20 protein-coding genes and 2 pseudogenes are annotated in these 21,530 nt (G+C 55.0%); 17 read left to right on the plus strand and 5 right to left on the minus strand.

Features of this window, described 5'->3' with window-relative positions; genetic code table 11:
* Window positions 1-281 precede the first annotated feature (281 nt).
* From FEJ81_RS20460 to FEJ81_RS23915, 4 genes are all read left to right on the plus strand, one after another.
* Window positions 282-569 carry a hypothetical protein gene (locus FEJ81_RS20460; protein WP_138247074.1) on the plus strand — a complete coding sequence of 96 codons (288 nt, stop codon included), beginning with the start codon at window positions 282-284 and terminating at the stop codon, window positions 567-569.
* Between the two features lie 55 nt (window positions 570-624).
* Window positions 625-825, plus strand: a complete 201-nt coding sequence (locus FEJ81_RS20465; protein WP_006431713.1) for a hypothetical protein — start codon at window positions 625-627, stop codon at window positions 823-825.
* Between the two features lie 439 nt (window positions 826-1,264).
* Window positions 1,265-2,131 carry a ParA family protein gene (locus tag FEJ81_RS20470; RefSeq protein ID WP_138247075.1) on the plus strand — a complete coding sequence of 289 codons (867 nt, stop codon included), beginning with the start codon at window positions 1,265-1,267 and terminating at the stop codon, window positions 2,129-2,131.
* A 191-nt stretch (window positions 2,132-2,322) separates the two neighbouring features.
* Complete coding sequence (locus tag FEJ81_RS23915; RefSeq protein WP_229504814.1) at window positions 2,323-2,544, plus strand: hypothetical protein; 222 nt, start codon at window positions 2,323-2,325, stop codon at window positions 2,542-2,544.
* A gap of 262 nt (window positions 2,545-2,806) precedes the next feature.
* Here FEJ81_RS23915 and FEJ81_RS23480 read toward each other — a convergent pair whose 3' ends face one another.
* Window positions 2,807-2,965, minus strand: a complete 159-nt coding sequence (locus tag FEJ81_RS23480; RefSeq protein WP_175416510.1) for a hypothetical protein — start codon at window positions 2,963-2,965, stop codon at window positions 2,807-2,809.
* A gap of 214 nt (window positions 2,966-3,179) precedes the next feature.
* Here FEJ81_RS23480 and FEJ81_RS20480 point away from each other — a divergent pair, with 214 nt between their 5' ends.
* From FEJ81_RS20480 to FEJ81_RS20490, 3 genes are all read left to right on the plus strand, one after another.
* Complete coding sequence (locus tag FEJ81_RS20480; RefSeq protein ID WP_138247077.1) at window positions 3,180-3,506, plus strand: hypothetical protein; 327 nt, start codon at window positions 3,180-3,182, stop codon at window positions 3,504-3,506.
* Window positions 3,507-3,558: 52 nt separating this feature from the next.
* On the plus strand, window positions 3,559-3,780 hold the full coding sequence (locus FEJ81_RS20485; RefSeq protein ID WP_138247078.1) for a hypothetical protein: 222 nt from the start codon (window positions 3,559-3,561) through the stop codon (window positions 3,778-3,780).
* A 78-nt stretch (window positions 3,781-3,858) separates the two neighbouring features.
* The gene (locus FEJ81_RS20490; protein ID WP_138247079.1) at window positions 3,859-4,581 is read left to right on the plus strand and encodes a hypothetical protein; all 723 of its coding nucleotides are present in this window, start codon (window positions 3,859-3,861) and stop codon (window positions 4,579-4,581) included.
* 413 nt (window positions 4,582-4,994) lie between these two features.
* On the opposite strand, the gene FEJ81_RS20495 is transcribed toward FEJ81_RS20490, so the two are convergent.
* The 3 genes from FEJ81_RS20495 to FEJ81_RS20505 all read right to left on the minus strand — a co-directional run bounded on the left by FEJ81_RS20495 (window position 4,995) and on the right by FEJ81_RS20505 (window position 12,463).
* On the minus strand, window positions 4,995-5,348 hold the full coding sequence (locus FEJ81_RS20495) for a hypothetical protein (protein WP_138247080.1): 354 nt from the start codon (window positions 5,346-5,348) through the stop codon (window positions 4,995-4,997).
* A gap of 239 nt (window positions 5,349-5,587) precedes the next feature.
* Window positions 5,588-9,025, minus strand: coding sequence for a helicase-related protein (locus tag FEJ81_RS20500; protein WP_138247081.1), 3,438 nt, complete (start codon window positions 9,023-9,025; stop codon window positions 5,588-5,590).
* A 27-nt stretch (window positions 9,026-9,052) separates the two neighbouring features.
* Window positions 9,053-12,463, minus strand: coding sequence for an Eco57I restriction-modification methylase domain-containing protein (locus FEJ81_RS20505; protein WP_138247082.1), 3,411 nt, complete (start codon window positions 12,461-12,463; stop codon window positions 9,053-9,055).
* Between the two features lie 172 nt (window positions 12,464-12,635).
* On the opposite strand from FEJ81_RS20505, the gene FEJ81_RS24280 reads away from it, so the two are divergent.
* The gene (locus FEJ81_RS24280) at window positions 12,636-12,761 is read left to right on the plus strand and encodes a hypothetical protein (RefSeq protein ID WP_267877952.1); all 126 of its coding nucleotides are present in this window, start codon (window positions 12,636-12,638) and stop codon (window positions 12,759-12,761) included.
* Here FEJ81_RS24280 and FEJ81_RS20510 read toward each other — a convergent pair.
* Window positions 12,758-13,392: pseudogene (locus FEJ81_RS20510) on the minus strand (IS6 family transposase). The gene FEJ81_RS24280 and the pseudogene FEJ81_RS20510 overlap by 4 nt on opposite strands.
* A 409-nt stretch (window positions 13,393-13,801) precedes the next feature.
* On the opposite strand from FEJ81_RS20510, the gene FEJ81_RS20515 reads away from it, so the two are divergent.
* From FEJ81_RS20515 to FEJ81_RS20570, 9 genes and pseudogenes are all read left to right on the plus strand, one after another.
* The gene (locus tag FEJ81_RS20515) at window positions 13,802-15,034 is read left to right on the plus strand and encodes a tyrosine-type recombinase/integrase (RefSeq protein ID WP_138247083.1); all 1,233 of its coding nucleotides are present in this window, start codon (window positions 13,802-13,804) and stop codon (window positions 15,032-15,034) included.
* Window positions 15,035-15,359: 325 nt separating this feature from the next.
* Window positions 15,360-16,439, plus strand: a pseudogene (locus FEJ81_RS20525) (site-specific integrase).
* A gap of 118 nt (window positions 16,440-16,557) precedes the next feature.
* Window positions 16,558-16,854: a toxin-antitoxin system TumE family protein gene (locus tag FEJ81_RS20530; protein ID WP_138247085.1), complete on the plus strand. Its 297-nt coding sequence runs from the start codon at window positions 16,558-16,560 to the stop codon at window positions 16,852-16,854.
* Between the two features lie 23 nt (window positions 16,855-16,877).
* Window positions 16,878-17,270: an HVO_A0114 family putative DNA-binding protein gene (locus FEJ81_RS20535; protein ID WP_138247086.1), complete on the plus strand. Its 393-nt coding sequence runs from the start codon at window positions 16,878-16,880 to the stop codon at window positions 17,268-17,270.
* 61 nt (window positions 17,271-17,331) lie between these two features.
* Window positions 17,332-17,817 (plus strand): hypothetical protein, encoded by a 486-nt coding sequence (locus FEJ81_RS20540; RefSeq protein WP_175416511.1) that lies wholly within the window; start codon window positions 17,332-17,334, stop codon window positions 17,815-17,817.
* An 86-nt stretch (window positions 17,818-17,903) separates the two neighbouring features.
* Window positions 17,904-19,544, plus strand: coding sequence for a hypothetical protein (locus tag FEJ81_RS20545; protein ID WP_138247088.1), 1,641 nt, complete (start codon window positions 17,904-17,906; stop codon window positions 19,542-19,544).
* Window positions 19,545-19,872: 328 nt separating this feature from the next.
* A complete protein-coding gene (locus tag FEJ81_RS23920) occupies window positions 19,873-20,073 on the plus strand; it encodes a hypothetical protein (RefSeq protein ID WP_229504827.1) in 201 nt (66 codons plus the stop codon).
* 453 nt (window positions 20,074-20,526) lie between these two features.
* Window positions 20,527-20,913, plus strand: a complete 387-nt coding sequence (locus FEJ81_RS20565) for a hypothetical protein (protein ID WP_138247089.1) — start codon at window positions 20,527-20,529, stop codon at window positions 20,911-20,913.
* Window positions 20,910-21,137 carry a hypothetical protein gene (locus FEJ81_RS20570; RefSeq protein ID WP_138247090.1) on the plus strand — a complete coding sequence of 76 codons (228 nt, stop codon included), beginning with the start codon at window positions 20,910-20,912 and terminating at the stop codon, window positions 21,135-21,137. The genes FEJ81_RS20565 and FEJ81_RS20570 overlap by 4 nt, the downstream gene beginning before the upstream one ends.
* Window positions 21,138-21,530 lie beyond the last annotated feature (393 nt).

Genomic DNA, 21,530 nt, shown 5'->3' on the forward strand with positions numbered 1-21,530 from the left:
GACACGGAACTCTATCTCGGATACTCGAAAGGTGAGCTTCGCCATTACGACAGTACAGTTCGAGACCTTCTCCGATCAGAGGTTGAGATCGATGTCCTTGGTGACACGCTTCCGTTGCCAGACTCAGACCAAGACAGTCGGGGACTTATTGAATACAATCTGGCTGATCTTGGTCCCGAATCCGATCTCGAGGAGATCCAGTCCGTTCGAGGTGGTCCGAGTGTCTGGTGAACCGTCTGAACACAGATAGAACAATATCCCTGAAGTACACACCAAGCACTATGATCGGTTCAATCCCTCACCCACTGACCCCAGAGATCGCCGAGAAGATCGAAAGTTCGCCGAAGGTTCTTGAGTTGCACCCAGAAGTGATGTCTCAGCGTATGTCAATGGGTTCGATTATCCCGGCGTTTTTCTTGATGACCGAAAACAGCGCATGCGCTGTCGTCGAAAACGAATCTCAAGACGGCTATCGACTGTTGACCAAAGGCGAGATTGAAGATGAAGATATGGTCTACTCAGCCCTCCAAGAATGGTGCGAACAGAATGGATACCAGGAAACACACTGACGAGTCCTGAGCAGACCTATCATCTTTATATTGCCCATCTGTGTCTACTTTGTCCATGGAAGAAATAGAGGTCGAACTACCAGACGAGAAAGTAGAGCAGATAGAAAAGTACGCGGATAAATATGATGTGGACCCTTCAGTCGTCTTTTCTGCTATAGTCGAAGATGGTATGGATGAAGTTGATAGGATTGCTGAGGAGTACGATATGACCCCTGGTGAGGTTTTGGTGGAGCATTCTCCCGAAGATTTCGATTAATAGCCCGGACGGATTGTGCAGTCTAAAAACGACCCCCTGAGATCGGTGTGGCGTCTGGCAACGACCGACGCCGAGTGGATCTGAGACGATGATCGTCTGTCGCGCAGTCGGGCGCGACGTGTGACGTTATCACACGCAGCGCTATCAATCTCGTGGCCCGCGGGTTCACTCGAAATCTGGTGTGTTGAAAACGCCACGAACGGCGCAGGGGAGTGCAAATGCCCGCTCGCGGCGTACTGGGGATGTCGCGCATGTGGAGACGCGACAGGCGAACGGATGCGTGCTGGCCTGTTGAATCTCGTGCCAACAAGGATTGGCCTACTCTGCCCAATTGGTTTTACTGACGAGTAATACTGTCCAAGCATACTGGGTTGTTTGAACAGTATTACTGGCTTGTCTGCCGAGTATTTATGTGGGGTTAGAACGACACTCTGCCTGTATGATACCATACACGGTGTACTCGGAGGCCGGCGGCGTTGGCAAGACCACAATCTCCGGGGGATTACTCCGAGCGCACGTCGAACGAGGGCAGAAAACGTTGGGAATCGATATGGACCCACAAGACGGCGGGTTGACCCACCACTACGGCCTTGACGAGGATAAAGCGAACCCGGATGCAGACAACCTCGCGTTGCACATGATCGACCGCGGAAAAGGACCACTCGAGGACTTAATTCGCACAAGCGAGGGAATCGATATCATTCCGAGCCACAATATGCTCGGCAACCTCCGGGATCTACTCAAGAAGGCCGCTGACCTGCAGGATGAAATGGGTGCGGGAGACAACGAGTTTGTCAAAGAGAAACGGTTGCGCGAAGTACTGGTTGAGGCGGGTATACCCGAGAAATACGATGTCATTGTGATTGACCCGCCAGCGTCGCAAGGGCAACATCTCTACAATTCCGTCTACGCGACGGGCAACCTCCTCATCCCGTTCGAACCATCCCCGAAGGGCGAGCAAAGCGTGAAAGGTCTCCGAGACGTTATCAACGGACTCGAGGACGAACTCGGAGATATTGACGTGGGCGTGATCGGCACCGTCCCGAACAATTTCAGTGGGACGAATATCAATCAGAAATATCTCGATATACTCGAGGATGAAGAACTCCCGATCGCGCCCGTGTCGATCGGCGAACGCGGGTCCATGCTCGGCGAAGCCTGGGACAATCAGGTATCGATCTACGAGTTGGCAGAGAACGATGCGTACCGCGACCTCCGAGACTACGAGCAACCGACCCTCGAGAAATTCGATGAACTAGCGGAGTACATCACCGAACAGTTCGCAGCAACCGAGGCTACAGCATGAAAACAGGCACGACCGATCCGTTTGCGAACGACGACGAGGACGAACAGACAGAACAAACAGACAGTAGTGACAGTCAGACTGACGAGTCAGACTCGACCGAACCGTCCGACAGTACGACGGACCAATCCGGCGAGAATCAGTCGCCGTCTGGCAGTAATACCAGACAGTTTGACCGGTCAGACTTACCAAGAATGGTCGGCCGAGAGAAAGTCAAAGATGATCGCGAGGACGTGCATCAACTGTTCGTCTACGATGACACCGACACGAAAGAGGAGGAGGCCCGGTATGATCTGAAACAGCGGTTCGACGACAAGCTCTACAAGCTCGACGCCCGGGAAGCGATCTATCTGGCTGGGATGCAGAACTTAGACGATGCCGAAGAGATCCTCCGCGAGTGGGGACAGGATTTCTGATAGGTTCGGGTCTTTTTCACCGACTCGAGCGGATAGCCGGGAAGAATTGGTACGTGCTTTTAACCGGACAATAGCTTACGCACACCGAAGTATCCCAACACACCATAGGCGGGCATGGTGGTTAGGATTCCTGATATCAGTACGGCCATGACAATTAATTCTGTTGCCATACCGATAGACACGACGTTCCCCTATTTCAATTATCAAGGTGGGGGTGGGGTGTATCGAATCATCAAAAAGCTAATCCACTGGCCGGCTGGTTCTACCACTCGATAACCTCCATGCCGCCCTCGGGACCGTCGTCACCCTTGTCACCGTCGTCCTCGAGCGCGTTGCCGAGACGCTTAGCTACGGAAATGATACCCGCACTAATCGCACCGCCGATCGCGGTCACAACAATCCCGAGTAGTATTTTTATCATACAACTCGACTCGCGGACGAACCTCTCTTAAGGGTGGCGGGGGTCTGTACCCGGTCGCTTGAGACCTGCTTAGACGGTCTGCTACCACCGATAACCACCCAAACCAACTTAGTCGCGCTTAGTCTGTCGAACGAACAGTCGACCCGCTGGCCGACCGAGGAATAACCCATCTGTCGGCGGATTCTTTATCTGACTGTTCTCCGAATTGTCTCTTATGGCGACCCCGGTCGATTCAGTCCACTATACCGGCACCAACTACGAGGGCCGGTTCGGGCAGTTATGCAAGTATATCCCGTTTCTCGACGCAAGTGCGCCGGATGGATGGGTTGTGATGAAACGGTCGTTTGAGGGCACAATCTGGCTGCACCTCGAGACCGATATCACGATCCACTGCCAGAAGTCGGCCGATGGATGGAACGTGACGCTCGTCGATAATCACACCGGTACAAAATACCGCGCACTCCCAACGAACGCGAACCGATGGAACGCCTACGGTGCGATCCGATCGTTCTTCGACGGCGAACCGCTACTGCCAGCGTAGACAGACGACGGCCCGCGACGGAACGGATTACTCACACTCGAGCGAATCCAAAATGACCGAGACAACTGACGAAATCACCGAGTTCGACGCCGTCGAGGAGGACATACTCGAGGCAACTGTCTCGGACGGGACGACCTACGAATTTCCCGCATCCCACCTCCCGCAACTCAAAGGGATGTTCGACAGCCTCGAGATCGACGGCGCGGAGGTGCCGGAGTTCAACGGAACCAGTGAGAACTTTCGGGAACGGGTTTCGGCAGACGGCAGCGAGTAACCACTGCTCGAATATGTCAGTTTTATTATCTTGTGACCGGCGTGATTTATAGTTGATAATCACGATAGAGAGAACGTCATGTCTACTGGACGATTTGCGTTCGATATCGAGACGATCAATCCGCAACTCGAGACCGGTGAGGAACCCAGCGATTACCAAGACCCGGGACAATTCGAACTGTTCTCGCTGTGCTGTGCCTATCAGCCCGATCCCGACGCGGAGATCGAACACGAGGTATTCTTCCGGGAGGGCCGCGATCCCGAGTCGGAACTCGAGTTGGTCGATCGCACGCTTGAGTGGGTCCTCGAGCACCAGGGTGACACGGTCATCACGTACAACGGCGACTATTTCGATTTCACGCAGTTTGTCGGGCGCACTCGCCGTGCAACCGAGGCTGCCGAGGCGAACAGATCAATCCTCGATCGAGCCGAGCAGTGGGTCCATACGGCCGATAGTGTCGATCTGAAACACGATTCATGGGACCACTTCGGCGACTACACCTCTTTCGAGGAAACGTGTGAGTACTGTGACGTCCAGGTCCCACGAACGATGCTTTCAGAGTACGATGTTGATACCGACGATTACCCCGAACATCGGGACACGGCCGATGCGATGAAACCGTATTTCCTCGGCGGCGATGTGCCGGTCGTCGGTGAGCGGTATCTCGATTTACTTGAGGCCGGTGCGACGGAAACAAAGACGTTCCGAGAGATGCACCGGATGCTCGAGCACTACGCGGTGACTGACGTGGTGCCGCTGTTCGAACTCGCTGACTCGCGACCGTTTACGGAGTACGTCTAGGACTCTCATCTACTGCAACCGTCCCAAAGCCCTATCCTCGCGGCCGATGAGCCACCGTATGGGCCCGGCCGGACGACAAGCCGTCTCGCGTACCACCTCCTTTCGTGCGATGGATTCACGGCACTACAGTCCCGACTCTCTCCTATGCCCGAATCCAGAACCCAACGCTTCACTGAAGACCAGTTAGTCTTCCCAATGCTTCGCCAGGCGTTCGGGTACTCACTCCGCCCACAACCGAAACAGTACGCACTGGGAGGTTGCCCGCAATCTTGAAGCCAACAAACGACTGCTGAAGTACGTACTTGAACCATACGACAATGCCTGGTCAGTCCACTACGGTAAGAAAGGGACTCCATTTTCGGATAAAACCTCACCGTAACCTACTCAGGACCCCTATTAGAAGGTTGAAATATCTAAGTCGAACTCTTTTTCGATATTTCCAGAACGGTCTCAAGGGTGAAGTTAGAGAATTCTTGAGTGTCGATGCTATTCCGAACTTGGTGTGGTTGATATGGAGCCGTCTTCATATTCCGTGTTCGGACGGTTTTCAGTGGGTCCTGCAGACTGGCTTTAGCGTGTGGGTTATCCAAGTCCTCGACTGACTCTCCTTTTGGTCTAATCCAGAGTTCCCATTCAAACCCGTCAGTAAGGATGGCAACGGCGTGCACATCGAGATCGCTGTCGAGGTAATCTACCATGTCATTCCGTGCATTTTCGATCTTCTTCGGGGGTTTCACCTCCCCAAAGAACCGAACGTCGTTCTGCATTGCGACATCGATTGGGAGAGACGTAATGGCGAAGTCAGGAACACCGCTACTCCTTGGCCACCGCGCACCACTGGATAGACGACGTCGGCTGGGGAATCATTCGGACAACCCAAGCGAAGGTGACAGAGTTGGGGTGACAACGACAGTGGCAGTGCTCTGGTGAGTCTGGCGTCTACCACAAGATGAGGATGGTCTCGTGAAGGTTTGACTGGCAGTTGGAACACTCAGCCTGCCGGTTCTTAGGAGTGATCTATGTCATTGTCTGGGTTATCCATACCCATCTTACCAGTCAAGGCGACATCTACGTCTGTAATCCGTTCAGGTTCAACGAGCTCAATTTCCGACGTGAGTTTATGGTGGAGTCGCTCAATTGTCCCTACACGACCATACCTACGTCTCCGTCTGTGAATTGTCTCAATTTGCTGCTCTGCCCAGTCACTCATCTCGTGTTCGGAAATCATTTCGATGATCTCTGCTGCCTCATCTTCTACACCCAGCTCACGGTCCGTGTTCAACACCGACTGGCAGAGTTTCTTCACCCGTGTAATCGTCCGACTTTCGGCAGCCTCCCGTTGAAGGATATCATCCTCCCAAGTACTCGGTGAACTCAAATCTTCGGCGAATGACGTCAGCACGTCGTAGGCATCTTCAGACAGGTTGTATCGCGTCGGGTCGGCAGACGCGATCGTCGTGAAAATCTCAATTTCATCTGTCGTGCGACGCGGGAACTCTGCGAAGATCATTTGTCCGGCGACCTTATCGCGCTGTAGGTTGTCCTCATCGAAAATCGTGGTTTGCCACTCCTCACGCCCGGAATTGTACGCTATAAGGACCAACGTGACGATACCCGTCTCATTCGTCTCCGGCACCACGAAGAATTGCGGCTCGTTACGGTGTTGGACCGCATCAAGTGTCTCCTGTAAATCAGTAATGTCGATGCCATGCTCGTTACAGAACGCTCGGGCGGTTTTCCGCAGATCATCGTATTTTGATCCAATGCCTTCCAACCGATCGTCACCGAAGTTCGCTCCGGCCTCATCCAATCGTTCATACGTCATAATCGTCTTATGCACCTGTTCTTCCGCGGTATCCAGTATTGGCGCAGCGTGCCCGAAGGTGCGTGCAATCGCCTGAATCTTCTCCTGAATCCGCTCCATCAGACCCAACTGGTCTTTGAGATTCCCTGTCGGAACAAAATTGTAGATGAGCAGTTCGTCGTGTTGGGTAGTGATGCGGTCGATCCGCCCGATGCGTTGCTCCATCTTCATCGGGTTCCAGTGTAAGTCGTAGTTCACCAGCACCCGAGAATCCTGCAGGTTCTGCCCGACGCCGAGCACGTCCGTTGAGATGAGGATATCCACTTCCTCATCAGGCGTCACGTTAGCATCCTGTGCATGCGGTGCAAACCGTTCTACGAGGCGTTCATCGAAGTGCCCACCACCATGGACGTACGCAACTGTGCGACCGTCCACGGTCGCTATCTGCGTACTGTCAGGATTCTCGCCCGTCAATTCCTCAAAGATGTGGTGGACAGTCGGGACGTACTGGCTGAAGATGAGAACCTTCTCGGACTCTAACTCGCGCTGCAGGATAGACTGCAAGCGGTCTACCTTTGCGTCACGAAGCCCACCGCTCCCAGTCTCCGTCTGCAGAACTGTTTGGGCTTTTTCCCGAAGTTCAGTGAGCGCGGTTAGGTCCTCGTCGATATCCTCGATGATTTGCTGACGCTTGGATTCGCTCACCCGATCGATAGCGTCCGTGATTTCATCGAAGTTGATATCCTTTGCGAAGTCATCCGAGAACGTCGCGCGGATCTGGTCAACCGCTTGCTCGCGGGTGTGAGCATCGGTCAATTCTCCGCGAGCAATTTGCTGCGTGATGCGTTCTCTCTGGATGAGCCGGTCGATAGAATCCTCGAACGCGGCGAAGCTGCTTTCCAGCCTCTTCAGCAAGTTAATCAGCATTAGCACACTTGCGTTCTGATACTCCACGATGAGTTCCTCTTCTTCGTCGCCGTCGGCGTCGTATCGGTCGGCGCTCACGTACGGGATGTTGAGCCCACCGTCCCCGTCGTCTTCCGGCCCGAGAATCGTTTCAATGATTTCTGCGTAAAGCTCGTCCAGCCGTGGGTCATCTGGCGTAACCAACCGTGGAACGCGGTCGGGAACCTTGATTTGCTCACCGCCAATCGTGATGTTGTCGTACTGGTCAAGGATGTACCGACGGTCACGGGAAATCACGACCTCACGAAGGATGGATTCAATACTCTCCTCCAACTGGTCGAGTTGGGACCGCTCGTGTGCGGAAAGTTCTTCCTCACTGCTGAGCTTGTCATAATCCCGGAACACATCCGAGGGCGTGCGACCGTGAAGCTCCAAGTCGAAGTCGTCATCGTCGGCGAAGATCTTCACGACGTTCTCGACGTCGCGGACAGAGTTCTGAATCGGTGTCGCGGTTAGCATCACGAACTTCTTTCCCCGACGACCAATGGACTGCAGTTTCGCATACCGTTGTGTCCCGGTATTTCGCATGTTGTGTGCCTCGTCAATCAACACGAGGTCCACGTTCTGCAGGCGCTGTATCTCTTGCTCGTTCAAGCGTGACAGGCCCGTGAAGCTGAGGAACATCTTCTCCGCATTCGTTGGGAATTCGCCATCCTGCTCGTCTAACAGGTCGTCCATCCACATGGATCGAAGCCGATTCGGCGCGATAATCAGGACCTCATCAAGCGATGTGGTGTACTCTTGGACGAGTGGCGCGCCGATGTAGGATTTCCCGAGGCCGACGCTATCCGCGAGGATCACACCGTTGTACTTATCGAGCGGGCGGCGAGCAGCGTGGAACGCATCCTCTTGGAACGCTGTGAGTTGCTCTTCGTACTCGCCACGAATCTCTTCTAGGAACGTGCCGTCGCTGACTTCGTACTCAAATTGCTCGACGATGAACCGCTTCGTAGCCTCGTACGGGGAGATAGTCTCAACATCGGCAACGGGCGGCCCCTCGACTTCTGGTGGCTCTGGACCGGTGTCATCGTCATCCCCAACGACGTCACCGAACTGCGATACTTCGATTTCCTCCGCCATGTGATCTGTGTCGAATGCTTCGGCTTGCTCCCATAACTCGTCGTACCAGGTGTCCAAGTACCGGATCGTAGCGTTATCTTTCTTTTCGACGTTTAACTCTACGTTCCCGTGCAGACCGCTTGCAGAAAGGTTTGAGGACCCAATGACGGCGCGACCGAGATCGATAGCGTCGGGTGGATTCCTGAACAAGTACAGTTTAGGGTGGAAGCGGGATTCGTTGTAGACCTTCACGTCTACCTTCCCGAGTTGAATGAATTCGTACAGCCGCTTCACACCGGCCTCTGCTTCGTCCTTGTCGTACTCATCGAGGCTATCGCTGAATCCGCGTTGGAGTTCTTCGATCGTCCGGTCGGACGTGTGCGTCCCGATGATGAGTTGGATATGATCAGCGTCTTTGAGGTTCTCTTTCAATAGTTCGAATCCGCCGAGGTAGAAATACCCGACCGCGATTTTCACGGTATGAGCGCGCGGTGCAAGGGCGTTCACGCGATCACCGACGTCGAACTCCTTGTTGTCGAGAACGTCAGAGTAGTCTGACCAGTCCGGTTCCTCATCGCGGTCGTCAGGTGCGGCGGGTGGCGTGGAATCCGTCATGAGTTACAGGGGGAGAGGTAGTGTCGGTCAGTACCAGCGCGGGATGTACTCAACGTCAAGGCCGTAGAGGTCAGCGATTTTCTCGTCGATTTCAGCCTGAACCTCATCAAGTGACCGATCGGTCTCGCCTTTCTGCAGCGCGATGGCTTCATCGATGCTCTCGATGATGTCGTCCAATTGTTCCTCGGTTGGAACCGGTACCGGGATGACGCGCATGTCCGCAGCCTGCACGTTCAGTGTCCCGTTGATGAAGTGGTACAGGACGTACTTGGTGACCTCCGAGTTGAGGATGCCGAGCAGGTACTTCGGTGGGAGTCGATCTGTCGTGGAGATGAGTACGACACCGCTGGAGTCCACAACGGCGTTGTTGATATAGCGAGCCTTAGTCTTGTACTTCCCTGCACCACCGCGTGATGCGAAGACAGCCGAGCGGAAGTAGTAACTCGGGTCACGAATGCGGCCACCGCGCCGGTTACTGATTTTCTCCAGGCTCTCCTTGCTCCAGTCGATGTACTGCTCGGTCGGCTTGTAGTACACGTCTGATGTGGACGCGCCCTTCTCTATCGGAACCCACGTCCGATTATCACGTTCGTCGGTATCGATCCCGTTGAATCGTTCTTCTTCGGATAGTTCCAATGGGTCGATTGTGTGTTCATCCGTAATGACGCGGTTAATGAAGTTGTACGCGTTTTCGTTCTGCTCGACGTATTGGAAGTCCTCGTTCCGGTCTTTAACGCGTTCTGCGCTGTCAGTCCCGTCGATGTACGCGATGTGCTCCTTGTTGTTGTTTGTTTTCAGCCCTTCGCCGCCCCATGTAACCAAGCCGAGAAGTGTAACATCACCCGGTTCAAGTTGGTTGATGTGTTGCTCGCGGATCTCATCCAAGTTGTCACGCTGCCGATCCACGTCGTACAGCTCCTCTTTCCACTCGCCGATAAGGTCGTTCGCTGGGTCGATATAGTCCCGGTAGACCTTCTGTTTGACCTCGTCCGGTTCGAAGAAGCTCCCTCGGATGCTGTTCCGGTACATATTGATGGGGACCTGATACGCGTGCAGGTCTTCGTTGTCCGTGAGCTTCCGGACTTCGTTGTCGCCGTTGTCCGGCAGGTTGGGGAAGTGGATGAGGTTTCGGTAACTCGTGATGGGGGATTCCAGCCCGTTGACGTACCGCATCTGGTAGTTTCGATCCCTCGCATCTTCGTGCTGGAGTGAGAAGATGGCAGCGTTGACCGCAGCGTCGAACGTATCGATGTTCGTGAGAAGGATTTCCTGTAGCCGGTTCGACTGGAGCAGGTTCCGTGTAGAGGTTTTCGTAGCGATCGTGCGGAATGTCGAATTAACGATGTACGAGAAGACACCGCCGTCACGGACGAGTTCCTCACCGCGGTAGATGAACTTCTGGTAGCGGTCGTACACCATCTTCCGCACCGGCTTCACGTACTCGTCGCGGTGTTCCTCGTAGAAGTCGCTGAGTGCGGTCACGTAGTCTGGATTCGTTCCGCCCTTGTATGGGGGGTTACCGATGACGATATCGAACCCGCCTTCCAGAAGGACTTCCGGAATGTTGATACTCCACTTGAATGCCTCCTCGTCCGTGTCGAGCTCACCAACGGCTTCCGACATCCAGTGATCGGATGAGTCCCAACTAATCTTCTTATCGAGCTCGTCCGTCAAGCGCTGTAATTCGTCATGTATCTCCTGTTTCTCATCGTTATGCGCACCGACGTACTCTTTCCGCAGCGTGGAGATACGGTCAATAAGGTCATCTTCGCCGTAGTCACCGGTCAGGCTACCCTGGTAGTCGCCTTCGCGGAGCGTATCGCGTAGCTCGGTCGGTTCGTAGTCACCGACGAGACTGTTCCCGACGAAGAACTTGAGACCAAGGTTCGGAAGCGCGTACCGGTCGTTCTGTTCGAGAAATTCGTCGATGGAGATGTGGAGGTCTTGAATGAGGTACAACCAGACGCGGAACTTGCAGAGTTCAATCCCACCACTGTCGATATCGACGCCGTATAGCGAGTCGCGGATGAAATCTTGCTTGAGTTCGAAGCGGTCGATGTCGTCGTCTAACGCGTCTGTCAGGGCTTCAACGATGGCGACCAGTTCCTCACTCATGGCGATGATGAACGCGCCACTCCCGACGGCCGGGTCAACCACTTGGACGTCCCTAACCTTCTCACGCATCCCATGAACAATGTCTTCGGACAGATCGGTTGGTGCACGGTGGTTCCCGACTAACTCGATCACCGCGTCTTCATGGTCGGCGTAGTCCTCCAGGAGGAACTGCTTGAGCGCGTTCTTCGCCATATACTCGGTGATTGGTTTCGGGGTGTAGAACGTCCCTTTTTCCTCGCGCTCAGCCTCCTGCATGAACATCTCGAAGATACGCCCGATGAACTCGGGGTCAACAATCAACTCCTGTTCGCTTGGATTGGACTCGCTGAGCGAGAACTTGTACTGTCGGAGGAATCCTTTCGGGTCACCGTCTTCCGTTTCCGTCGGGTTGAGCAGCGCGTCGAAGAACGCGGGTTCGACAGTAACGTCTTCCTCGATCGATTTCTCTTCAAAGAGCCCACCGTTGAAGTACGGAATACGACCAAGGAAGTCGTAGGACTGATGTGTAGCGTCACACAGCGCGTTGAAGAACAACGGCTCGAAGAAGTCATGGTAGACATGCATATCGGGGTCGTCCCGGGCGACTTCGTACTTGTTCTCGATGTAGTCTGTATCGCCGTTCAGCCAGCCTTTCTCCTCAACGAAAAGCAAGAACAGGACACGGTTGACTACTAAACGCGTGTACGCATTTAGGTTCTCGCCCGGATCCGGAAGCCCAGTGATAGACTTCTGCAGATCGTCGCGGAAAATCTCACCAAACTGCTCGTAGAAGGTGTTCGTGACCTCCCGGATGGAGAACGTGTCTTCAACGTTACTGAGTAGGGAGTCCCGGTCTTGCCTACTGGTGACGTAGAGAGTGTCGAGAAAGTCGAGGTAGATTGGTTCAATGTCAGTGAGGTTAACAGTAAAGTACTTCAGGTCAAAGGTGAGTTCGACATCTTCGGAGGAAAACTGCTCGTCAATGTAGAGGAAGGTAAGTTCGTTAGAAACCGGGCTGGTAAGCGGCCCGTCATCTTCTTCTCGGTACGCTACAACGACGAACAACTCGTCAATCGGGGTTCCGTATCGCTTGAGATGTTTTTTGACATCGCTGAAAGAGGGAGAGTCACCGCCCTGACTAAGCTCAATGTACCGGATGACCCCCTCTCCATCCAAATCAACGAGGTGCGCTTCATACCAGTCATTCGTTCCTTGGTTCCGGCGGAGGCCATCCGGGATCGTCACGAACTCACCGTAGTTCAATCCGCTTTCGTCGAGAAGGTAATCCAAGACGTCGAATCCCGTCGTTATGTCAGAAAGTCGTTCCGGACGTACCGTGGACATGTTACTTCCTGCCTTTCCCCTACACCCGCTTAAAAACTTGCTTAACTGATGAACGGCAATTCTCCCCAAATTTGGACGCTTATCGCTTCAAAACCGGAATATTGGGAAATAAGTAGTTACTTGGCCCAAGATGACGCATCAACTGACAATGGGGTCACTGAGTACGTTTGATATGAGCAGGCTGGATTCCAGCGAGATAGAGGTCGTCAATATCGTTGGTTCCGGTGAATTCGGCAGGGAAGTCGATATTGAAGTTCTTTCCGATGATCTACCCTCAGCGAGATACGGTCGTGTTTAGTTTGTAGCATTCTGCCAGACAGCGAAGGCTTGGAGCCACGATTCTGCGGTTGATGGTTTAGCATGACTGAAACAGTTTGAGAATGAAGAGATGCGTCGTTTTATCTCTCGAAAGATACGTTCGACAGCGTTCCGATTTCCCTGTTTTCGTATCGAAATCGGAGTCCGTGTCGGCGGAGTGCTGTCTGGAGATGCTGTGCGCCATCGACGAGAAACACAGTGTTTTCGACATCGTGTTTCTCGATTAGTTCTCGCAGAAAGCGTTCAGTCACTGCGGTCGTAGTCGTCGAAAATAGCCGTATGTGAAGAATTCTGTTCGTTTCAGGATCGACTGCAGCATACAGCCAATACTGGTGATCATCGATTCGAATCACGGTTTCGTCGAGCGCAACGTGATTCGGATTCGCATCAGTTGTTGGCTGTAGATCGGCTTTCTGCACCCAATCGTGAACAGCCTTTCGCGAACGCTTGACATCGAACTTCTCGAGTTCCCGAACGGTATTCGAAAGCGATAATCCAGCAAGGTGGAGTCGAATACCAAGCTCCATCAGCCGGCGCGGTGTCCGTTCTCTCTCCACAAAACTCAAATCAATCCAGTCGCTACAACCATTGAGGCAGTCGATTTTTGCCATAGACCAGCACAAAATCGTGCCGCCTCACTTTTCACGCTTAACTAAACACAGCCCGGCAGTAACTCGTTTTTCGGCTAAATTTTTGTTCCTGTGTACGAGTTTCAGCTAACGGACAGTTTAATCGGTTGCTTTTCGGCGTAGATCGGCGTCCTAAAGCCTGAGAACTGGGTTTCTCGTGAACGTTTTGACCGGCATTCGCAACTCCAGGGCCGCAGTTTGATATGGCGATATGTGGTTTACGCCAATTTGGCCGACTGCCTCCGCTATGTTACTAAACTCGTGTGTCCTACGTGCGACACACGGACAAGCAGTAGTTTTACATGACTGTCAGTTGTATTCAGATACGTGAAAATGAGGGCCTTAGAATGCACCCAACCCGGAGGAACGGGGTTCTCGAGCGGGTGGGCGCATGAATAGCCAGCAGGAAACGATCAACTGGTCGCAGAAGAGCCTCGACGAACTCCGTGAGTTCTGGTACGCCGAAATCGAAACGGCGCTGCGACGTGCCGGCCACGATCTCGAATCCCGGCCGACCTACCAGGACCTCGTCGACGCCGGCTTTTCGGGCATCGCCTACACGCTGCGCGAGCACCACGACATGACGCTGACCGACTTTCTCAGGTCGGTCGGCTACGACGGCCCCGGTTCTGAGGACTCGTACCAGTGGGGTATCGGCGACGAAACGACCATCGACGCGCTCGAGGCGTTCTTGCGACGGGCCGAACGCAAGCGTGCCTCGTCGACGGCCGACTCGAAACGATATCGGCTCGCAACCTACGTGCGGCTGTACGAGGCGGTCCACGAGATGGCGGCGATCGTCGACCGAGTGATGGACGTCGACAACGAGTACGATGAACTCCGACGTGTCGAGGCCGTTCTGAACGAACTCGACGATGACCTCAAAAGCAACGAGTCGAAGCTCCGATATCTAAGCGACATTCGGCAGTTCTACGACCACCTTGAGACACGCCACGGCGCACCGTTCAACCCAACAGACAACGTCGACCACACCGAGATCTGGACCCAGCGACTCGACGGCGAGAAAGACAATCCCGCACTCTCGAGCGCGCAGGTGGGAACGCTATACACCACCGCCGACGGCCCCGAGGAACAACTCCTCGTGCTCGCGCTGTGCGCGTGGGGACTTCGCCGCAGCGAGGTCGCGGGGTTGCACGTCTCACAGCTCGTTCTTGACGGCGACGACCCGCATATCGCGTTTGACGACCGAAAGAACGGGCCGGGGACGGTCGCGCTGATCTACGGCGTTCCCGAGCTCACCGACCGACTCGACGCGCTCGGCAGCGGCGATCGGGAGTGGAACGGCTATCTGTTTCCCTCAACCGAGTCCTCGAGCGGCCACGTAACCGGCGAGACGATACAGGCCCGGTTCAAGCGACTGGCACAGCGAGCAGAGGTTCGCGTTCGCGGCGAGTGGCCGACCTCCAAAACAGGCCGGCGGTTCTGGTATACGACCTACAATCAAGCCATGAGCGACCTGCTGGACAATCTCGACGTGATTGCCGGCGAACAGGGGAGTAGCGATCCGTCGGTGGTACTGAAAAACTACCTCTCGGAAGCGGAACGGCGGAAGTATCGGCGCGAGTTCATGCGGGAACGGCTTGCTGAGGCATTTGAGGGGTAATCATGGGCTCGAGAGTCACCCACAGGTGTTCCTGTTCAACGTGCGGGTACCGCCGCGAGTTCCTCGAGAAATCCAAGGCCAAGCGGGCTCGGAACTATCACAAATACAAAGCAGGCGGGCACACTGTCAGTGTCGACACGGCCCCTCGGAATATGAACGGAGAACTCCTTAGCCGGTTAGAATACTGGACCTACGAGCGGTCGTATGAGTTCGAACGGAACTACAAGTGGTGGATGTGGTTCTACCAGTTCCGCTAAATCTGGCCTACGAACTTATCGGAGAAGAAGACCAGTCGAGTGACCTCGAAGACCGTGGAGGATCGCTGATGTCTGATCAGGCACTCTCGACACCGCTCGGCGACAGCTTCGAGCGGTACCCCTGGACAAGGGAAAGGGCTGCGGTGGCGACGGCGGGAACTACCGACGCAACGCAGGGCGCGAACTCAAGCGGTTCGCCGAGTGGCCACCGGCAACCGCAGTGACGACGACTGGACCGGGAGCATTCCAGACGATATCGACCGTGAATCCACCTTTTGAGGACCTCGACGAACGCGTGTTCCGCGAGTATCCGGAACCTCGCCGGTGACCGAGGGATCAAACAGAACACTGTACAAACCTATTACCGCTATATCTTCGCGTGGTGTGGCTGGTGCATCAACGAGGCCTACCTCGAGGCCCCCTATTCCCAGCGGGCGAGCGCGATGGCACCGCTTCCCGAGGATGACGACCGTAAGCCCGGTAACCAGCAGGCTTGGACGTCCGAATAACGTCGCGCGTTCACCCGCTATGTCGACGAGCGAGCCCGCGAGGCCATCGAGACGTACACGAACTTCCGGAAGATGCCGATCCCCTCGACAGGTAGCAAGCGCGCTATGAGGCGCTGAAGATGTCTCGTGACCGTGCCCTCGTGTTCGTTCTCGCGTATACAGGTATTCGGGTTGGAGAACTGCTCTGGGACCCGAACGATCCGCGCCGGCGCGGCGTCCGCTGGGAGGAAATCTCGCTCGAGGGCGGGAGTATGGACATCTATCGGAAGAAAGAGCAGTAGGATGCCGCGAGCCTCCCTGACCCGGTAATTTCGCCGTTGCGGAGCTACCAGAAGCTCATGGATCCACCACGGAGCGCTGGTCGGTGTTTCTGACATTCGATCAGCGGACGCTTGCGGAGATTGTGAAGGAGGAGCTAGCCGACCGAGGAGAACACTCGAATACAATCGACGAGCAACATGGAGTACGCTCGCGACCTCTTACTAGCGCTCGACGAGGACATCTAGCCGTCGTCGATCACCACAGACGGCGCACGGTCAATTCTCCGAGGAAATGATACGGGCGCGGTATTCGCATATTGAAACCGGCAAATTGGGCGATGTTGCTACGGAAGCGCTTAACGGGATTGATTCTACTTAAATTAGATTACAATTCCGAATGTCGTCTTGGTGTGATCATTGCTACTTCGAGATAAGCGGTGCTATGTTAGCTTTGAGCCTAACATTTATTATGTTAGGACTCATACTAACAGACAGGGATGAGCGAGGACGTTACTGTCGTTCGCGATGAGATCGAAGCTTATGCGGATGGCACCGTTGCTCGCGTCCGCATACTCGCGGTCCCTGAGTCGGAGAAGTTCCCGGACGGCATCAAATATGCCTTCCACTACGGCGACGCCGGTGCAGACGACCCGATTATCCGGTTCGACAACCACCACGGTGTCCACGAACTGCACCTCGGCTCACGGGTAGTCGAAGCTGACTACCCGGGATTACAGACACTGTATCGTGCTTGGCGCGCGGCGCTTCCGTTCGACAAGCGAACCGATTGGTGACCGACCCAACCCTATCCCAAGCCATGACCCAAACACTCCACGTCCGAATCAATTCGTCGTCCGACCGCAGCGACCTCGAGGACACGCTTGCAGCTCTCGATGCCGATGAGAGTGTCGACCCGAAGCCGTCGACGCTCTCCGTTGCAGACCTCGAGACGTTCGGCCGGATCTTCCGGTCGACGAACCTTGAACTGCTCGAGGCGATCGCGGACCATGAACCTGAGAGCATTCGTGAACTCGCCCGGATCGTTGACCGTCACCCGCCGGAGGTGACTGACAACGTCACTGAACTCGCCGATTACGGCCTTGTCGACCTCGAGGAGAACGGCCGAGCAAAGCGCCCGGTTGTCTGGTACAACGAGATCGACGTCGACATTCCGATCGGCCAGCACTCGCCCGATGTCGCGCCGGCGTAACTACCGAGCTGACAGCACATTATCACAAATATCTTATCAATTGTAGAACTTATAGAAAACCATGAATCCGACGCGTCGAGAGACAATCGCAGCGATCGGACTCGCCGGTCTCGCCGGATGTACCAGTTCCGATTCGAACGGTAACGATGAGGCTTCGGCGGAAGAACCTATCGAGGTGGGTGACAGCGGCGGTGGGGTATCGATCGTCCGCCATCATTTTGAGTACACTCCCGATCTCGGACCAGAACTGTTCTTGACGATCCGCAACACTCGTGATGCCGCTATCGAGGGTGGAGAGGTATTCTGTCGCGTGTACGACGGCGACGCACTGGCCGGGGAGACGTACGGAACCATTTCCATGTCGCCGAATGAGACCACGGAGTTAGACCTGCTGTTCACCGATGTCCAGACCGACGGGAGCGAACTGGGATCGACGACGCATTACGAAATCATCGTTGACGCACCGTACAAGAACGGGGTCACCGACGAGATACAGAAGGAATTCGACCAGCCGGTGAAGTTCGGTGAGTCCACTGATGAGGAGTGAGGGGCACCGGGATCTTTTCGCGCCAAACTGGTGTCCAGCTATAGGGCGATATTGAAGTGTTCCGAATAATAACGAATCCGTAACAGATGGAGTTAGCCGATCTTATTGACAAGAACTGGAACAGCTATGAACGTAAGCGGTTCATCAAAGACGACACCAAGACTAAGACTGACGACTTTGATCCTGAAGCATTCAAACACGACGGCTTCGATGACCGCGAGGCATACTTAGAGACGTATGCCCCAGCGCTCGCCGCTGAGGAACGCCTCGAGCAAGAGCTTAATAACTTCACACCGCCAAGGCTCAGCGAAATTAACAATTCTCCCTATCAGGCCCTTGTGATCCGGTATGGGATTCTTCGCCAGCTCATCCAGCAGGCTGACTATAATATGGAGAAGTCAGAGCTGATTGATGCTGTTCAGGACTGGCAACGAGACCTCATTCAATCCTACGACGAAGACGACTTCCCCGAAACTGACGATCTTCTCCACCTCGCACAAGCCGCTGTCGATTATAAAGGTCAAGTGGATGATTCTGAACTCCATATGGTGTTCAGCTACTTCGAGCTTCACAACAGCGCCAACGACAGCAAACACGAGTTCTATACGTGGCTGGACTTCTTCCAACGACTTTCTGCCCTCGGTCGTTTCCCGAAGGTCTCGCGGTCGGATAGCCCCGAACACGCTCACGATACTATCGAGAAAGGGATCTGGTCACTCCAGGAGCAGGCGCTCGTCTACGAAGTAGATGCGTCCGGTTACGATGAACTCGTTGGTATCCCCGAGGACTATATCGACAAGATCCGGGACTGGCTATACTACGAGATGTCGGACGAGAACTATCGCCAGATGCTCGAAACGCTCGAGGTCTTTGACCGCCAGTCCGTTTTGATCGAGGCCCGCGAGCATTTCGGTGTTACTGGGAAGAATTACGGCAAAAACAAAAACCGCCGGGAAAATATCGTTCAGGCAGGTGTCTACCCAAGCGAGTTGTTGACAGAAGTCGTCCCGAAGGATGACCTCAAGGACATCGTCGACAAGTACGGACTCGATGCTCACAAGCTAAAGACAGCGGATATGGTTTCTACAATTATTGAGTACTTCGAGCTATCCCAGAAGTCTGTCCAGGAGGATGAACCAAAGGTCGACCTGTATTTGGATGCCTACGGGGATATCGCAGATGGGGCAGTCACTGACGTGCCACCGCAGCTTCAAGATATCGTTGATGCTGACAACCCATCGGAGAAGTTGGACGTCCTGTTTGAGGATGCGACCGGGGAGATATTCCGGGAAGTGTTCAATCTCGAGGGAACGAACCAGCTTGGCCAACAGGCAACTGGTGTAGTCGCAGATGGCGAGATCGAGCAGAACAGCCAATGGCTTCTCTGGGATAATAAGCGCCGTCGTCAGGAGTTCCGTCTTGGGAGTGATGCCCGCAGTAAGATTAAAAATTATATTGACACAAAGAGTGAACAGCACGACGTAGAGTGGTTCCTCATCATCGCACCTGATTTCACTGATCAAGCGGCATCGAACGCATTGCAGTTGGAGATGCAGGTCGGAACAGATGTTCGGTTAGTGCGAGCGGAAGATCTGAAACGGCTGGCTGAGTTGTGGCGAGAAAATTATGCAGCAGACGGGCGTGAATTACCGTTGTCGGTCTTTACCGGATCGGAGATTTTCGGTGTGGAGACTGCAGCTAGCTTGCTTGAGACACAGTTTTCGTAGTCTTCACCGTGAATACTGGGTGGCTGGTAGGACGTATTGGTTATGACTGAGTAGCCGCCGCTGGCAACTCGAGCTGTGGCTCGATGTCCACTGTGACCACGCGGTAGGTCCGGTCTCGAGTCGGCCCCTCGCACTCCACGAGATCGTACTCCGTGAGTTTCGTGAACCATATGGACAATGCGATCGCGAACCGTGCAAAGGAGAGTGGGGACAACACGTCGTTTTCGCCGCCGCAGGTTGAGTTCCCACAAACCGATGCCGATCGACTCTCGAGGACGCCGACCCCGGGTCCGGTGGGAAGGTGCCGATCATCGTTGCCCCGTCGGGGATGCTGACAGGTGGGAATTCGCCGCGATATCTTGTCGAACTCACAGCGCGATTCCACTCGGCGACGGTTATGCTCACGGGCTATCAGGCTCTGCAGACGACTGGCCGGACGATCCAGAATCAGGTCGATAAGAGCGATTCGAGTAGCAAAACGCGGATCCAACGCTGGGACTACGAGTCGTCGGTATCCTCTTTTTCGTAGTCCTCGAGTACCTCGGACCCGGTCGCAGCGTTCTTCACGACATCAAGAGCACAGTCTCTGTAGTCGAGCAGAGAATCGTGATCGGTTGCTGGGTCTGTGGTCGCTTGACCGATCACCAGCGCCCAGAAGTTTGCTTCGGACTCGAGGCGATCGAACAGACTCCGGAGTCTCTGAACGCCAGAGTATCGATCGACGGCACGCTCTTGCCGCCGCTTGCCGAGATTACCGCTCGAGCCGTGGGCCACGATCTCGGCTACTAGGGCGACGGTGGCGCACCCTTGGGCATGCGCTTGAACAGCGGGACGCTGAACGTGAACGGAGGCTATTCTCCTGGCTCAACTGAGGCCAGAACGGGAGTCCACGCTGAATCCCACCGCTTTAGCGGTGGGTAGCTCAAGACCCCGCTGTGGCTACTCACGAGTCTACTGGAAGGCGACGACGGTCTGAAGAGCATTGACACCTCCGGACCTTTCGGGAGGCAACGACCGAATTATCTCTTTCGAAGCCAGCGAAGAGGACTCGATCGAATACCAGCCGACCGAGGACACACTCGAGGACGCGGCCGCGTCCCCACACGAGTACAACGTCTACACCGAGCGCCGCGTCGAGGTCGGTCCCGACCGACTCGAGGAGTGGGCGCGAGCGAACTACGACGACGAGACGCGCGTCAAAATCACGATGAAACACGGAACGGACGTGTTCACTCGCGGCGAGCACGTCACGACCGAGTGCCCTGTCTGTGGCGAGCAACCGACGCTTGTGAAAGGTTTTGGTGACGACCGCGAATGGGTCTATATGGGAGACTATCGGAGTTGCACGCTCGAGGTGACCGACCGATGAGTAGCCAGATCCCCGACGGCAAGTACGTCAATCTCTACTGTCCCGAATGTCAGGCGCACCCGGACGATATCGAGGTCGTATTCGACCGCGAGGACTGGTCGGTGCTTCGCCATTCCTACTGTCTCACGTCGCTCAACGCGACGATCGACGCCGACCAACCAGTGACGGCGAGTCACCCGCCGAACGGGGAGTTCGATGACCGATTGTTTCGAACCGACGACTAACTGCTTTTCATTCGGCACGAGGGATGTCCGCAAAACCACGAGGAAACGTACCCGGCGCAGCGTGGGCAACGACCGACGCCGGGCGGGTCTGAGACGATGATCGGATGCCGCGCACGAGAACGCGGCATGCCACTCTATCACATCCGTCCCTATCAACTTCATGGCCCGCAGTTTCACTCGAAACTCGGTGTGTTGAAAACACCACGAGCGGCGCGGGGGAGTGAAAACGCCCACTCGCGGCGTACTGGGGAGAGTGTCGCGCGGTCGGAACGCGACAGGTGAATGAATGCGTGCTGGCCTGTTGAGTCCCGTGCCTACAAGGGTTGGTGGGTGGTCGGAAGGAACACTCAACCCACAAGGGGCCCGACGACGGGAGGGTAGCCCGCCGCCGGA

It is taken from the genome of Natrinema versiforme, assembly GCF_005576615.1.
GTDB classification, from domain to species: domain Archaea; phylum Halobacteriota; class Halobacteria; order Halobacteriales; family Natrialbaceae; genus Natrinema; species Natrinema versiforme_A.

Coding starts and splice junctions, on each gene's coding strand:
- FEJ81_RS20515 (WP_138247083.1), top strand. CDS start 13,802: ATGAATAGCCAGCAGGAAACGATCAACTGGTCGCAGAAGAGCCTCGAC.
- FEJ81_RS20470 (WP_138247075.1), top strand. CDS start 1,265: ATGATACCATACACGGTGTACTCGGAGGCCGGCGGCGTTGGCAAGACC.
- FEJ81_RS20540 (WP_175416511.1), top strand. CDS start 17,332: ATGAATCCGACGCGTCGAGAGACAATCGCAGCGATCGGACTCGCCGGT.
- FEJ81_RS20485 (WP_138247078.1), top strand. CDS start 3,559: ATGACCGAGACAACTGACGAAATCACCGAGTTCGACGCCGTCGAGGAG.
- FEJ81_RS20570 (WP_138247090.1), top strand. CDS start 20,910: ATGAGTAGCCAGATCCCCGACGGCAAGTACGTCAATCTCTACTGTCCC.
- FEJ81_RS20490 (WP_138247079.1), top strand. CDS start 3,859: ATGTCTACTGGACGATTTGCGTTCGATATCGAGACGATCAATCCGCAA.
- FEJ81_RS20460 (WP_138247074.1), top strand. CDS start 282: ATGATCGGTTCAATCCCTCACCCACTGACCCCAGAGATCGCCGAGAAG.
- FEJ81_RS20480 (WP_138247077.1), top strand. CDS start 3,180: ATGGCGACCCCGGTCGATTCAGTCCACTATACCGGCACCAACTACGAG.
- FEJ81_RS20545 (WP_138247088.1), top strand. CDS start 17,904: ATGGAGTTAGCCGATCTTATTGACAAGAACTGGAACAGCTATGAACGT.
- FEJ81_RS23920 (WP_229504827.1), top strand. CDS start 19,873: ATGCTGACAGGTGGGAATTCGCCGCGATATCTTGTCGAACTCACAGCG.
- FEJ81_RS20465 (WP_006431713.1), top strand. CDS start 625: ATGGAAGAAATAGAGGTCGAACTACCAGACGAGAAAGTAGAGCAGATA.
- FEJ81_RS20495 (WP_138247080.1), bottom strand. CDS start 5,348: ATGCAGAACGACGTTCGGTTCTTTGGGGAGGTGAAACCCCCGAAGAAG.
- FEJ81_RS24280 (WP_267877952.1), top strand. CDS start 12,636: ATGAGCAGGCTGGATTCCAGCGAGATAGAGGTCGTCAATATCGTTGGT.
- FEJ81_RS23915 (WP_229504814.1), top strand. CDS start 2,323: ATGGTCGGCCGAGAGAAAGTCAAAGATGATCGCGAGGACGTGCATCAA.
- FEJ81_RS20535 (WP_138247086.1), top strand. CDS start 16,878: ATGACCCAAACACTCCACGTCCGAATCAATTCGTCGTCCGACCGCAGC.
- FEJ81_RS20505 (WP_138247082.1), bottom strand. CDS start 12,463: ATGTCCACGGTACGTCCGGAACGACTTTCTGACATAACGACGGGATTC.
- FEJ81_RS20500 (WP_138247081.1), bottom strand. CDS start 9,025: ATGACGGATTCCACGCCACCCGCCGCACCTGACGACCGCGATGAGGAA.
- FEJ81_RS23480 (WP_175416510.1), bottom strand. CDS start 2,965: ATGATAAAAATACTACTCGGGATTGTTGTGACCGCGATCGGCGGTGCG.
- FEJ81_RS20530 (WP_138247085.1), top strand. CDS start 16,558: ATGAGCGAGGACGTTACTGTCGTTCGCGATGAGATCGAAGCTTATGCG.